General features: G+C 67.5%; 12 protein-coding genes. 6 read left to right on the forward strand and 6 right to left on the reverse strand.

Translation table 11 applies throughout. The features are described from left to right. Positions 1–140: 140 nt before the first annotated feature. The 3 genes from ACH413_RS33555 to ACH413_RS33565 all read right to left on the reverse strand — a co-directional run bounded on the left by ACH413_RS33555 (position 141) and on the right by ACH413_RS33565 (position 2,903). Positions 141–497: a YciI family protein gene (locus tag ACH413_RS33555; protein WP_360044612.1), complete on the reverse strand. Its 357-nt coding sequence runs from the start codon at positions 495–497 to the stop codon at positions 141–143. Between the two features lie 109 nt (positions 498–606). After that, a complete protein-coding gene (locus ACH413_RS33560) occupies positions 607–1,563 on the reverse strand; it encodes an NmrA family NAD(P)-binding protein (protein WP_360044615.1) in 957 nt (318 codons plus the stop codon). Between the two features lie 596 nt (positions 1,564–2,159). Further along, positions 2,160–2,903 carry a class I SAM-dependent methyltransferase gene (locus ACH413_RS33565; protein WP_360044618.1) on the reverse strand — a complete coding sequence of 248 codons (744 nt, stop codon included), beginning with the start codon at positions 2,901–2,903 and terminating at the stop codon, positions 2,160–2,162. 774 nt (positions 2,904–3,677) lie between these two features. On the opposite strand from ACH413_RS33565, the gene ACH413_RS33570 reads away from it, so the two are divergent. Together ACH413_RS33570 and ACH413_RS33575 are read left to right on the forward strand one after the other, a co-directional pair. Continuing rightward, the gene (locus ACH413_RS33570) at positions 3,678–3,896 is read left to right on the forward strand and encodes a hypothetical protein (RefSeq protein ID WP_396425399.1); all 219 of its coding nucleotides are present in this window, start codon (positions 3,678–3,680) and stop codon (positions 3,894–3,896) included. 316 nt (positions 3,897–4,212) lie between these two features. Further along, positions 4,213–4,974 (forward strand): endonuclease/exonuclease/phosphatase family protein, encoded by a 762-nt coding sequence (locus ACH413_RS33575; RefSeq protein ID WP_360044625.1) that lies wholly within the window; start codon positions 4,213–4,215, stop codon positions 4,972–4,974. A 414-nt stretch (positions 4,975–5,388) separates the two neighbouring features. Here ACH413_RS33575 and ACH413_RS33580 read toward each other — a convergent pair whose 3' ends face one another. Continuing rightward, the gene (locus tag ACH413_RS33580; RefSeq protein WP_360044628.1) at positions 5,389–7,002 is read right to left on the reverse strand and encodes a peptide chain release factor 3; all 1,614 of its coding nucleotides are present in this window, start codon (positions 7,000–7,002) and stop codon (positions 5,389–5,391) included. 152 nt (positions 7,003–7,154) lie between these two features. Here ACH413_RS33580 and ACH413_RS33585 point away from each other — a divergent pair, with 152 nt between their 5' ends. Both ACH413_RS33585 and ACH413_RS33590 read left to right on the forward strand, forming a co-directional pair. Further along, positions 7,155–7,526, forward strand: coding sequence for a MerR family transcriptional regulator (locus ACH413_RS33585; protein WP_360045095.1), 372 nt, complete (start codon positions 7,155–7,157; stop codon positions 7,524–7,526). 72 nt (positions 7,527–7,598) lie between these two features. Next, complete coding sequence (locus ACH413_RS33590) at positions 7,599–9,275, forward strand: ribonuclease J (protein ID WP_360044631.1); 1,677 nt, start codon at positions 7,599–7,601, stop codon at positions 9,273–9,275. A gap of 207 nt (positions 9,276–9,482) precedes the next feature. Here the strand turns inward: ACH413_RS33590 and ACH413_RS33595 are convergent, their stop codons facing one another. Beyond that, positions 9,483–10,016, reverse strand: coding sequence for a zinc ribbon domain-containing protein (locus tag ACH413_RS33595; RefSeq protein ID WP_360044634.1), 534 nt, complete (start codon positions 10,014–10,016; stop codon positions 9,483–9,485). Positions 10,017–10,019: 3 nt separating this feature from the next. Next, a complete protein-coding gene (locus ACH413_RS33600; RefSeq protein ID WP_360044637.1) occupies positions 10,020–10,427 on the reverse strand; it encodes a recombinase family protein in 408 nt (135 codons plus the stop codon). A gap of 1,096 nt (positions 10,428–11,523) precedes the next feature. Between ACH413_RS33600 and ACH413_RS33605 the strand changes: the two genes are divergently transcribed. Both ACH413_RS33605 and ACH413_RS33610 read left to right on the forward strand, forming a co-directional pair. Continuing rightward, a complete protein-coding gene (locus tag ACH413_RS33605; RefSeq protein ID WP_360044640.1) occupies positions 11,524–12,255 on the forward strand; it encodes a class I SAM-dependent methyltransferase in 732 nt (243 codons plus the stop codon). Positions 12,256–12,300: 45 nt separating this feature from the next. Further along, on the forward strand, positions 12,301–14,373 hold the full coding sequence (locus ACH413_RS33610) for a PhoX family phosphatase (protein ID WP_360044643.1): 2,073 nt from the start codon (positions 12,301–12,303) through the stop codon (positions 14,371–14,373). Positions 14,374–14,389 lie beyond the last annotated feature (16 nt).

Raw genomic sequence — 14,389 nt, forward strand, 5'->3', positions numbered from 1 at the left:
GGCCACACCTGAGGAGGGGTGGGGGCAACGCCGAAAAAGTGTGGGGGTTTGAACCCCCCCGGCCGGGGGCCCCCCCCCCGCGGCGGGGGGGGGGGGGGGCCCCCCCCCCCCCCCCCCCACGACCACGTCGTCCGCACCGCTCATCCGCGCTCGACCACGGGACGGATCTCCAGGCCGCTGTGCGCGTAGTTCAGCTCGGGCAACAGCTTCGCAAGCTCCAGCACCTCGTCCAGGTCGGCCGCCTCGACCAGGTAGTACCCGCCGAGCCCTTCCTTGGTCTCCAGGAACGGCCCGTCGGTGGTGTGGATCTGGCCGCGCGCGTCCGCGCGCAGCGAAGTGGCCGTCGGAGCCGTCTCGAGCTGCCGGCCGTCAAGGACGCGGGTACCGGCCTTCGCCGCGAACGCCGCGTGGCCGGCGTTGTGCGCCTCCCACTGCTCACCGGTCATCGAGTCCCACTGCTCGGCGTCGCCGTAGATGAGAATCATGTACTTCGCCACGTCGTCAACCCCTCGGGTACGGGCCCCCTCGGCGGGTGGGCCTCCTACCGTACGACGAAGAAGGCGAACGCCAGATCGACAACGGGGCTCTCCGGTGCGGTGACAAGTGTCAGGAACGAACCCGCTCCGCGGGTGCGGTCCAGCCGGTGAAGCGGATCCACTCGGCCAGGCTCCAGATGTCCGGCTCGACGGCCTTCGCCGCTGCGAGGTCCGACGGGTGCTCCGACGCCTCGGCGAACTGGCGGAACATAGCCTTGTCGAGGTCGCTCAGCGGCAGGGCCTCGTAGCGTGACGGCAGCCCGGCGCGCGCCGAACGCGGCGGCGATCTCGGGGCTCGTCGGCTCGTCGCCGACGACCTCGACGACACCGCCAGGCACTCCGCGACGCCGAGCAGAATCGCGGCGGCGACCCGGCCGATGTCCTTGATCGAGACCATCTTCAGAGCGATGTCGTCCGGCAGCGGCAGCCTCAGCACGATCGTGCCGTCCTCCATGCTCGGCGCCATCACGGTCACGAAGTTCTCCATGAAGGCAGCCGCGCGAACCATCGTGGCTTTCAGGCCGGACAGCTTCAGGTACTCCTCGATCCGGTGCTTCGAGTCGTGATGCGGCACGCCCGTTTCGCGATCCGCCCCGAAGACCGAGTTGAACACGACGTGCGGCACGCGCGCAGCGGCAGCCGCATCGACGAGGGCGGTGCCCACTCGGACCTCCTCCTCGGCCTCCCCGAGGCTGTTCACCTCCGGGGTCATGAAGTAGAACGCGTCGACCCCCTCCAGCGCGGCGGCCAGTGACGCCCGATCGCCGATCCGGACGGTCGCCAACTCGACGCCTCGAGCGGCCAGCGCCCGCGCTCGATCGGACTCAGGGGGTGCGGACGAGGGCCCGCACCCGCGCTCCTCGGCCCAGGAGCACGCCGCGCCTACTGGGCACAGATCATCGCCGCGTTCGAAGGCCGACGACTTGATCAGTGCGACGCCACCGACATCGAGATCCTGATGCGCCAAACTATGGAGACGCGCATTGTCAGGCGAACCGACCGCGGCGGCCACAGCACCGGCGAGCATCTCCTCGCCGCGATGCGCACCATCTTCACACACGCGATTCGCGACGAAATCCTTCCGGCGCAGAGCAACCCAGCCGCAGCCATACCGAAACCCAGCCGGCAACGCTCACTACGCAGAGCACTCACCAATCCGGAACTGACCGCGATCAACGACACTGTCGCCACGACAGGTAGCGACACTCCACTCGACACACTCATCCTGCGACTGCACACCGAGACCGCCTGCCGCCGCGGCGGAGCACTCGCGCTCCGCGAGGACGACGTCGATCCTCACTGGTGTCTGCTTCGCCTGCGGGAAAAGAACTACACAATCCGCTGGCAACCCGCCAGCCCCACCCTGATCACGGCCCTGCTCCGCCACCGCGATCAACGTGGTGACGGCAGACCCTCACCCGACCAACCGCTCCGCCATCGCGACGGAACACCGATCACCAGCCGCCGCTGGAACGGACTATGGCGCAGAGTCGGCGACCATCTGCCATGGGCAGCCGTGCAAGGCGTGTCCACCCACTGGCTCCGGCACACCACCCTCACCTGGGTGGAACGCCACTTCGGACACGCCATAGCCCGCGCCTACACCCGTGCGCCACGCCGTGGTCAGGCGGCCTCCAGGACGAAGAAGATGAAGCTCAGGAAGGCCCCGGAGGGGAACATCGCCATCTCGTCGGGAAAGAGTTCGTGGGCTTCCGGCGCCGGAGGCGGCTCGCTGATGACGGCGGTGCGGAAGCCTGCTGCGGTGAAGGCATCGGTCATCGCGTGCAGCGGCCGGTGCCAGTAGGTGAGCACGGCCTTCTGGCCGTTGAAGTCGTACCCGTCGGACCACTTGGTGGTCGCGAAGTAGTCAGTCTCGCGATGCACCATCTTGAGGAGGACGGGGTGGTTGACGACCACGATCAGCCGGCCACCGGGCTTCAGCACCCGCCGCAGCTCGGCCAGAGGTGCGGTCCAGTCCTCCAGGTAGTGCAGCACCAAAGCGGCGACGGCGTCGTCGAACGCGCCGTCGGGGTACGGCAGCGGGCCTGTTATGTCGGCGACCCGCAGGTCCGCGTCGTCGCCGAGCCGCTGCCGGGCCAGCTCCACCATCTTGGCGCTGCGGTCGAAGCCGCTCACGACGGCTCCCCGATCACGTAGCGCTGCGGACACAGGACCAGCACCGCAGCCGGCGTCGAGAATTCGTCGACCGGCCACGTCGCCGGCCAGGTCCACGATCGCGGGCCGGACGTAGTAGGCGTTGAGGAGGCTGGTCTCGTTCTCGGCCGTGTACGCCTCGGCGAAGCCGTCGTAGTCGTTCTCCACGGCCACATCGGCGATGACGGCGGAGCTCTCGGGAATGGCAGGCATGTTTCCCATACTGCCCAGTGATCAATCAGGGCGCCAGGAGATCATCTCCCTCGCCAATCGCCCGCTTGGGCAGCGCGCTCCCATCAGCCCAGGTCAACGCCGATTCGACTTGATACTCTGTGGATTGTCCAGGAGCCGTGTTGGTGTGCTGGAAACCTGCCGCGACAATGCCACGGTGCCGAACTTCGATCTTGTCCCCGGAGGCGCAGGCGAGGACAAAAGTCAGAGCCGCAGTCGGCGGCGGTAGAGGGCGATCAGGTGCTGCGCGGTCTCGCTGTCGGTGTGTTCAGCGCCTAGTACAACTCGACGTCCTTCGCCGCCGAAGACCGGCAGAGCAGGACCAGCCAGCCACCCAGCTGGTCAAAGACGAGGTACAGCAGTCGCAGCGCCACGCCCACGATCATGCCGACCGAACGACAGCGCCCGACCACCGCGGCTCAACGCATGTGTGCAGAGTTCTGGCACCCCACACCGAGGCCACGCCGCACGATCACCACTGCTCAGCCGGCGAGTGCAGGGTTCTGCCAGCTCACAGACGAAACCTCGAGCAGGTGGGTGAAGCAGTCGCGCGGCTGTCACGTGTCCCGGATGCACTCGCTCCCGCACACCCCTGTGGAACGCGGTTGACCACTTGGCCGCGACGGGCCACGCGAACGGGTCTACCCCAGCAGGCCGCGTAAAGGAGCACGTGGCGGGCGGCTGCCCTTTCCCAGCTGTAGCCGGCGGCGAGGGCCCGTCCTGTCGCCTGACGAGAACCGGGTCTGGAACACCTACGTGGAGGAAGTGGACGAGATCGTGGTCGTCCTCAACGGCGTCACCCTGGGCGGCACGAGGGGGCAGCTGCAGGAGGCGTTCGGCCCCCGTCCGATCGACCCGGACCCCGACGAGGAAACCGACCTGGGCGAGATCCTGCTGTGGGCGGCCGGCGTCATCTCGACCATCGTCCTCGTGGTCAAGGTGCTGGGCTTGCTCGGACGCCGCCGCGGGTCGTGACCGGATCCCGGGCCTCGCAACATCCACGGTGGCGTGAAGCGTATCGAGACGAGGTGCGACCGTTCGGACTGAACAGCTACTACACGCTTGAACTGCAAAGACGCATTTTCAGGCACGGAAGGCCAACACAACCCCACGCAACGCGGGCAGCAGGTGCGCGTCACTGTGAGAAAGACGTCCCTGCCGTCGGAGGTAGTTAGCCGTGCGAGTCTTGGTCTGCGTCATCCTGTTGGCAGCAAACCTGATGAACGCAGGGAATGCGGGGGCCTCCGAACGGCCGTTGATCGGACCCGCACGCGGCGATTCGTTGCACATCATGTCGTTCAACCTGAGATACGCCTCGCTCCACGAACCGAACTCGTGGACAACCAGACGGCCGATCATGGCCGAGCTGCTGCGGCGCGAGCAGCCGACCGTGATCGGCACGCAGGAGGGCCTTTTCGCTCAGCTCAAGGACATCGAGCGCGACCTGCCCGCGCAGTACGACTGGATCGGTGTCGGCAGGGCCGGGGGCAGCAGGGACGAGTTCACGGCCGTTTTCTTCGACAGCTCGCGGGTCGATCCCCTTGAGTTCGACCACTTCTGGCTGTCCGCGACGCCGACCGTGATGGGCTCGAAGTCGTGGGGGAACAAGGTGATCCGCATGGTCACGTGGGTGCGGTTCACCGATCGCGTGACAGGCAAGCAGTTCGTCGTCGTGAACACTCATTTCGACCACGAGTCGGAGACCTCCCGCCTGCGCAGCGCGGAGCTGGTGCGTGACCGGGTCGGTGCCATCGCGCCGGGACTGCCAGTTGTGCTCACCGGTGACTTCAACGCCGCACCCGCCGCGCCCACACACGACATCCTGACGAGCGGGACGGGCCTGACCGACTCCTGGCTCGCCACCGTGGAACGCCGTACCCCGCTTTACGCGACGTTCCACGGCTACCGGCCGCTCGTGCCGAACGGGTCGCGCATCGACTGGATTCTCATCCGAGGCGTCCGGGTGCTCCTGGCCGCGGCGATCAACACCTTCCAGCGAGGTGGCCGGCTCCCGTCCGACCACCTCCCGGTCCAGGCGTTGATCAGACTCTGACAGCGCCTCGTTTCTCAGCGGCGGACCCGCACGACGGTGAACCGTGCAGCTGATGCTTTGGCCCTGTTCAGGTGGCTTGTGTGATCACCAGGTGCCTATCTGCTCCAGGTCGTGCTGGCCTGAGTGGCGAATCTGGTCATGGCGATCCACGACGCGGCCGCTACGCCGGGAAGGTCATGGTGCGGTCAGTACGGCATTGTTCTTCTGTGAGCCCGTTGCGCCAGCTCGGGTCGTAGGCTGGCACCGCTTCCGGTTCCACCAGCACGTCCGTGAAGCGCTGGAGGTTGTCCGGTTCCGCCGACGGCACAATCTCGCAGACGCACCCGCGGACGGTCTCGTGGCTCAAACACAGAGCTGCAGTAGCGATCCGCTTCCTCCAGGTGCAGCGCAGACTTCTCCCCCAGCGAAGGACGGTCAGTCGTCGGTTCCTGCGACGAGGGACTCCAGTCGCACCTCGGGATGCAGGCGCCGCATGACGCCCAGCGCGGTGGAGTCGACGAACAGGGCGAGGTCCACGCCGTCGGTGCGGGTGAGCACCTCGGTGCGGTTGCCGTCCACCAGGGACCGTTGCTTGGGGTCGGCCAGGCGGCGCACGACGGTGTAGGGCAACGGTTCCAGCCGCACGGGCGACTTGAACTCCGCTTCGAGGCGATGTGCCGCGACCTCGAACTGCATGGGACCGACCGCGGCGAACACCGGTGCCCCGTCACCGCGACGCAACGAACGCAGGATCTGCACGACGCCTTCGGACTCCAATTGCTCGATGCCTCTGCGGAACTGCTTGGAGCGGCTGAGGTCCGCCGGTCGCGCGACGGCGAAGTGCGCCGGCGCGAAGCTGGGCAAACCAGGGAAACGCACCACGGGTTTGCCCGCGTGCAGGGTGTCGCCCACGCCCAGCGCGGTGGCGTTGACCAACCCGATCACATCACCGGGAAAGGCCGTGTCCAAGGTGGAGCGCTGTTGGCCGAAGACCTGTTGCACGTACTTGGTGGCGAACGGCTTGCCCGTGGCGGCGTTGGTCACGACCATGCCTCGCTCGAACACACCGGAGCACACACGCGCGAACGCGATCTGGTCGCGGTGCGCGCGATCCATGCCCGTCTGCACCTTGAACACGAACGCCGAGAACGGCGCGTCCAGCTTGCGCGGATCACCGGCGGCATCCGGCCGCGCGGTGGGGCGGGGCGCGATCTCGACGAGCAGGTCGAGCAGCTGCCGCACACCGAAGTTGAGCACCGCCGACCCGAAGAGCACCGGTGTCGCCGTGGCGGCGAGGAACCGCTCGAGCTCGAACTCACCGCCGGACGCGCCGAGCAGTTCCGCTTCCTCGCAGGCACGCGTCCAGCCCGCGCCCTCCTCGGCTTCGGCCTGACTCGGCAGCAGGTGCTCCTCGCCCGCGGCGGTGGCTCCGCCCGCGGTGCGCTGGTAGCGCACGAAGTGCCCGCTGCGGCGGTCGAGCACGCCGCGGAAGTGGCCGGCGTCGCCGACCGGCCAGGTCAGCGGCATCGCCTGCAGCCCGATCCGCTCGCCCAGCTCGTCGCACAGGTCCAGCGCGTCCCGGCCGGGACGGTCCCACTTGTTGATGAACGTGATCACGGGGATGCCGCGGTAGCGGCAGACGTCGAACAGCTTGAGGGTCTGCGGCTCCAGGCCTTTGGCCGCGTCGAGCAGCATGACCGCACAGTCCACCGCCGACAGCACCCGGTAGGTGTCCTCGGAGAAGTCGGCGTGGCCGGGAGTGTCCAGCAGGTTGATCACGCAGTCGCGGTAGGAGAACTGCAACGCGGCGGACGTGATGGAGATCCCGCGCGCCTTCTCCATCTCCATCCAGTCCGACACCACACCGCGCCGACCGGCCTTGCCGTGCACCGCGCCGGCCTCGGAGATCACCTTCGCGTGCAGGGCCAGCGCCTCAGTCATGGTCGACTTGCCCGCGTCCGGGTGGCTGATCACCGCAAAGGTGCGCCTGCGTTCCGCTTCCACGAGCACGGTTGCGGACGAGGCGGTCACCGGGGTGGCGGTGGTCATTCGCGATCCTTCGGGGTAGACGACATCTCGCCAAACTCTACCCTCACGTGACGGTAATCTGGACCTGCCCCCGGAGTCACGAGTGGGGGTACGAGCACCAGAATGGCTGGTGATCGTGACGCAGTTCGGGAAGGGATGTTGTGGGCGAGCACATGCAGATCGGCGAGGTGGCTGAGAGGACCGGTCTGTCGTTGCGCACGATCCGGTACTACGAGGAGGTCGACCTGGTGGTGCCGAGCGCGCGCAGCCAGGGCGGTTTCCGTCTCTACACCGAGCCTGACGTGCAACGCCTCGACGTGATCAAGCGGATGAAACCGCTCGGCTTCCACCTCGAGGAGATGCGCGAGCTGCTCGGCATCCTCGACGCACTGTCCACCGGAGACGATCCCGATCGCGACATGCACCTCGACCGCCTCTCTGGGTTCTGGACCGCCGCCGACGAACGCTGCCAGCAGCTGCGCGCGCAGCTGCGCATCGCCGAGGACTTCGCCACGACACTGCGGTCCCACCTGCCCTCGAACTGACGAACATCACGCCTGGCCCGCGTCGCCGATTTCCTCTCACAGATAACTCTCACGTAACGTGAGGGTGTGACCATGGCTCGAACGTCCACCCCTCCGCCCGCACTCGCCCCGGATGCCCTGCGGGTCATCGCCCTCGGCGGCCTCGGTGAGATCGGCCGGAACATGACCGTGTTCGAGCACGAGGGCAAGCTGCTCATCGTCGACTGCGGGGTCCTGTTCCCCGAGGAGCACCAGCCCGGCGTCGACGTGATCCTCCCGGACTGGAGTTGCATCCGGGACCGGCTGGCAGACGTGGTCGCCATCGTGCTGACCCACGGCCACGAGGACCACATCGGGGGCGTCCCGTACCTGCTGCGGGAACGACGGGACATCCCGGTCATCGGCTCCCGGCTCACGCTGAAGTTCCTGGCCGCCAAGCTGGCCGAGCACCGGATCAAGCCCGTCCTGGTCGAGGTCCGGGAAGGCGAACAGCTCACTCGAGGGCCGTTCGACCTGGAGTTCCTCGCCGTCAACCACTCCATCCCCGACGGTCTGGCCATCGCCATCCGCACCGACGCCGGTCTCGTGCTGCACACCGGCGACTTCAAGATGGACCAGTTCCCGCTCGACAAGCGGATCACCGACCTCCGCGGTTTCGCCCGCCTCGGCGAGGAGGGCGTCGACCTGTTCCTCGTCGACTCCACCAACGCCGACGTGCCCGGCTTCACCACCTCGGAACGCGATCTCGCGCCCGCGATCGACGAGGTGTTCCGCACCACGCCGCGCCGGGTGATCGTTTCCAGCTTCGCCAGCCACGTGCACCGCATCCAGCAGGTGCTCGACGCCGCGGCCGCGCACGGCCGCAAGGTCGCCTTCGTCGGCCGTTCCATGGTCCGCAACATGGGTCTGGCCGCCGAGCTGGAGTACCTGAAGGTGCCCGACGGGCTCGTCGTCGACATCAGGGACGCCAACCGGCTTCCCGCCCACCAGGTGACGCTGGTGTGCACCGGGTCGCAGGGAGAGCCGATGGCCGCTCTGTCCCGCATGGCGGCCGGCGAGCACGAGATCGTCATCGTCGAGGGCGACACCGTCCTGCTGGCCAGTTCTCTGATCCCCGGCAACGAGAACGCCATCTACCGCGTGATCAACGGCCTGACCGACCTCGGTGCCAACGTGGTGCACAAGGGCAACGCCAAGGTCCACGTCTCCGGGCACGCCAGCGCCGGTGAACTGGTCTACTGCTACAACCTCGTCCAACCCACCAGCGTCCTGCCCGTGCACGGCGAGGCGCGCCACCTGCGGGCCAACGCCGAGCTGGCCGTCAAGACCGGGGTCGACCGCGACCAGGTGCTCGTCGCCGCGAACGGCCACGTCATCGACCTGCACGAGGGCCGGGCCTCGGTCACCGGCCAGGTCGAGATCCACAACATCTACGTCGACGGCCAGACCGTCGGCGGCGTCACCGAGGACTCCCTGGCGCAGCGCCGCACGCTGGGCGAAGAAGGCATGATCACCGTAGTCGCCATCATCGACACCGACACCGGGCGGCTCGACGACACACCCGACTTCATCGCCCACGGCTTCGAACACGACGCCTCGACGTTCCTGCCGGTGATCCCCGCCATCGAGAAGGCCCTCGCGGGCGCGGCGAAGAGGAGCACCACCGACGTGACGGAGTTCGAACGTCTCATCGGCCAGCAGGTGCAAATGTGGGCACAACGCACATACCGCCGCCGACCGGTGGTCATCCCGGTCGTCATCGAAGCCTGAATCGCACGTGGTGATGACCATGAGCAACCCGCGCCGATTCGAAGCGACGAGCATCTTGCAGATGTCCTGGTCTGATTCCAGATCAGCGTGCGGTCCGGCAGTTCGCCGCGAAATTTCTTGACCCCGGTCGAAATAACTTGGCGACGAAAGATTGAATCGAGTTGACTGGCACTCCATGCGGGATTCACCAGAATCCCGTGGGGTAATTCATATTTCGGCGACTTTCATGTCATCACACCAATCCAAAGCGAGCGTCGACTGAACTGGGCGACGGGCAGTTTCCACAGCCTTGAGCGTTAGCGGTGCGGGTCGAATTTCAAGACGCTGGTCGCTGTGGTGAATCTGCAAGTGTTGCTCGCGGACTTGATCGACCAGGTCTTCGCCCACACCTACTTGCACAGCTCCCGCGGCCCGCCCGAGCAGGTGTGGCAGTGCCTCAAGAAGGTGGTCTTCTCGGACGTAGATGTTCCGCGGTTCGCCGTCGGACCGTCGCTTGACGCTGGTGAAGCCGTGCCGGCATCGATAGCCGGCTCGCCCATGAACCCAGTTCCCGTCCATCCGACTGCCACACAGCCCGCACACGACGAGCCCCGCCAGCAGGTAGCGCCGTACCTCGCCGTCCTTTGCAGGCTTCGCCACCCGCATCCCCTGAACGGCGACGAAGGTCTCGTCATCGACGAGTGTCTCGTGCGCGATCCGCTCGGAGATCTCCCACTCGCTGACCGGATTCCACCGCAGCACACCTCAACCGCGGCCGCCTGGACGCCATCGAGGCCCGTAACCCGTTGTGCTGCTTCGGTTCCACACCTGCCGGCCGGTGTAGCGCGGGTTCTCCAGGATCATCGCCACCGTCCGGACGATCCACCGCTCCCCCGACCTATGCGCATTCCGCTCCGGATCCGCGCCCGACGGGCACACCACGCCTTGCTCGTTGAGCTCGCGCGCCAACGACGCCACCGTCCGACCGCGAGCACGCTCGGTGAACATCCACCGCACCCACGGCGCCGTCACCGGATCCGGCGCCAACACCTGCACCCGCCGACCCCACCGCCCATGCACCGGATTCGGATGCCGACCACCATCAACAAGCCGATACCCATACGGCGGACGACCACCCAGAAACCGGCCCTGCACACGCGTCTGCGCACGCATCGCCGCCAACACCCGCTGCCGCGCCCTCGCCACCTCACGCTGCGCCTGCGCACCCCAACAACACCATCAACGCCTCATGCACAGCACTGCCCAGCTTCACCGGACCACCGGCCTCCGGCAGCCACACCGCAACGCCAAACGCGTTGAGCCCGGTCACGACCTCACGGAACTGACCTGAGGTGACGCTCATTGATTATGAGCAGCCGGTCTGTGAGCTCGCGTCTGACGGTGCCGACAACCCGACCGGATCCTTGTGCCGAACGTCAGCCGACCACTTCACCTGGTAGACGAGCCACTCCGCGGGTGCGCTCCCCTCCGGAGGGTTCCTCACCAGACCGTCCCTGCCACCGTCGGACTGCTGCAGCGCCAGCGGGACGAACCCTCGAACCAAGCAGTCAACAGCGCGCCGACCAACAACTGGAAGTCGTGGTCCCCCAGACGCTCGTACAGTTACTTGTGGCGGCTCTCTGCCAAATCGACTCCTTCAACGAGTCAGCAATCATCCCATCCAAGTGCCACGTATCGACGCAACACACGGACACCCTGACCATCGGCGGCTTAGGTCCCGCGAACGGTCAATCGCTCGATCGGGTCAGCCGGAAAACCTCGCATGCGAGGTAGAGCGCGGACTAGGCACCAGGGCCTGCAGGTCGAGCGCGTATCTCCCGCCGAGCCGCACGACGTTAATAAAGGCGCCGGGCAGCAGCTCACAAAGCGATCAGGTCGTGCGCGAGCTCGCGGCGTCACCCAGGGCTGCCGGTTCGACCGGATGGCCACGGTCTGCTTCCGTCCTCGGGCCGCATGACGCGCAACGGCGTGGTGGAGAAGGCGCGCCACTTCGCGACGCGGCGCTGGTGGCGCGGCTCCCGGAGTTCCGCAACCACGTCGGCAGCGCGTGCTGCCGACGTCAAGGCCGGTTCCGCCGCACGGAAATCCGTCGCCGTCCGCCGCGGTCCTCGCTTCCGCCGGTCTACAAAGACGGTGTCAGGAGAACACACCCACCTGTCGCCGTTCGTGCTGACGGGATCCGGCGCGCACAGCGGGCATCGACACCGCAGTCGTCATTCAACTTCAGCGATCACCGGGAGGCACGACAATGGTTCGCAATCGCGGGCTCGACAAGGGACAGCTGTACCTCGGTGATCTCCGCAGGCTCGTCTCCGGGGTGATCGAGCGCAGGGGCCGGGCGCGCGTGCTGGAGGCGGGGTGCGGGCACGGGGTCGCGATGCTCGACCTCGCGGAGGAGTTCGGCTCGGCGCTCGAGATCACGGGCTTCAACCTGACCGGCGTGGACGGCGACGAGGAACGGCTGCGCGCGCTCGCCTCCGGGCGGGGAGTGGACCACCTGCCGCGGATCGTGTACTGCGACGCGTCGAAGCCACTGCCGTTCGACGACGGGTCGTTCGACGTGGTCTACAGCATGGCCTCGCTGTACCTCTATGACGACAAGCTGGCGTTTCTCGCTGAGTGCAACAGGATCCTCGCGGAGGGCGGCGTGGCGAGGGTCAACCCGTCCCTGCACTTCCTCAACACCGAACTGCCGGAGCACCGGTACAACCACAGCTGGGAGATCTGGCAGGACGGCGAGCTCCTGCCTCTGCCCGACTACCTCGACGGAGTCGACGGCGTCGAGTTCCACGGACCACGGCACGGGGAAGGCGTCGACCGGTCGTACATCGAGCTGCGCAAGCGTGACTCGCTCGACTTCGGGGCGCGGCTGATCTCGTCGATCGACACGAACTTCCTCTGGCACGACTGGGGCGGGGTGCTCAGCATCTACTCCACCCAGCAGAGCTTCGTGCCCAGGTACAAGCGCGCCACCGGGTGATCGGGCCCGGTCTTCCCTTACGCCACGCGACTTCGGAGGTTTCGCATGTCCTCACCCATCGGCCGGGGCCGCCGGATGCTGCCCCTGGTCGCGGTCGGCCATCCGCTCGGACGGCAGGCAGTCACCTGCAAGTTCCGTTGCGGGGACGCCTGCTCGCACGAAGCGCCGAACACGTCGGACAACCCGTACTTCGGCGACGTCGTGCACCAGGTCGCGAGCCGCCGAGGCGTGCTGAAGGCCGGTGCGGTCGTCGCGGCCGCCGGAGCGTTCGCGTTCTCCGGCACGGCCGCCGCCGCACCGCGCGGAACCCGGCCCGGCGCGGACCCGGCCGGCCTGCGCTTCGAACCGGTGGGGCCCAACACCCTCGACGAGATCGTCGTGCCGCAGGGGTTCCGCCAGGACATCGTGATCCGGTGGGGCGACCCGGTGCTCGACGGCGCGCCGGAGTTCGACTTCGCCGCCCAGACGCCTCAGGCGCAGGCCATGCAGTTCGGCTACAACAACGACTACTGCGGCCTGGTCCCGGTGCCGGGCGCCTGGGACCGCTGGCTGATGGTGAGCAACCACGAGTACACGACCGAGCCCTCGATGTTCCTGGACTGGTCGGAGAAGAACGGCGCCACGAGACTCCAGGCGGAGATCGGCTGGGCCGCGCACGGGCTGTCGGTCGTGCAGGTCGAACTCGACCGCACCACAGGCGGACTCGTCGTGTCGCGGGACCGGAAGCGCTACAACCGCCGCATCACGCTCACCACGCCGTTCGAGGTGCGCGGACCGGCCGCGGGCTCGAAGTACCTGAGGACCAACGCCGACCCGTCGGGCAGGAGGGTGCTCGGCACGCAGAACAACTGCTCGGGCGGTATGACGCCGTGGGGCACGATCCTGTCCGGCGAGGAGGCCCTGCAGCTGTGCTTCGCGAACGCCGACCAGATCACCGACGAGACGACCAGGACTCGGCTCGCGCGCTACGGCTTCGCCCCCGGCCCCACGACCCGCAGGTGGGAGGACCACGACGACCGATTCGACCTCGGCAAGGAACCCAACGAGGCCAACAGGTTCGGCTGGATCGTCGAGATCGACCCGCTCGACCCGTCATCGACGCCGGTCAAGCACACCGGGCTCGGCCGCATCAAGCACGAGGGCGCGAACGTCATCGTCGCCAAGGACGGCCGGGTGGCCGCGTACATGGGTGACGACGAGCGTTTCGAGTACATCTACAAGTTCGTCACCGACGGGCACTACCTCCCCGGCGACTCGAAGCGGGCACGTGAGCACAACAAGCGGCTGCTCGACTCCGGCACCCTCTACGTCGGCAGGTTCACCGGCAACAGCCCCGCGGCCGAGATCGACGGCACGGGAAAGCTGCCGAGCGACGGCGAGTTCGACGGCACCGGCGAGTGGCTCCCCCTCGCACACAACGACAGGTCGTTCGTCCCTGGCTTCACGGCGGAGGAGGTCTACGTCTTCACCCGGCTGGCCGCCGACGCGGCGGGCGCCACGAAGATGGACCGCCCCGAGGACGTCGAGCCCTCCCTTCACAACCGCCGCGTGTACGCCGCGCTCGCCAACAACAACCGCCGGGGCGTGACTCCCGGCAAGGAAGGCGCCACGGAAGTGGCGCCACGGCACAACAACCGGCACGGCCACGTCCTGGAGATCGAGGAATGCCGATCCGACAACACCGCGACGACGTTCACCTGGCGGCTCATGCTGGTCTGCGGTGATCCGAACGCACCGGACACCTACTTCGCCGGGTACGACAAGTCGCAGGTCAGCCCGATCTCCTGCCCGGACAACGTCACGTTCGACTCACTCGGCAATCTGTGGATCACCAGTGACGGCAACGGCTTCCGGTCCAACGACGGGCTGTTCGCGGTGCCGGTCGAGGGCGAGCACCGCGGCCACGTGAAACAGTTCCTCACCGTGCCGGCGGGCGGGGAACCGTGCGGGCCGGTCGTCACCGACGACTTCGTCCTCGTGTCCGTCCAGCACCCCGGCGAGATCGACGGGTCGACGGCGGCCAACCCGTTCTCACACTGGCCGGACGGCGGCTCGTCGCAGCCTCGACCGGCCGTCGCCGTGGTGTGGCGCGAGGACCGCGGCCGGATCTGCGGCTGAGCGGACGACGAGGTGA

It is taken from the genome of Lentzea sp. NPDC020367 (assembly GCF_044387305.1).
GTDB lineage: Bacteria > Actinomycetota > Actinomycetes > Mycobacteriales > Pseudonocardiaceae > Lentzea.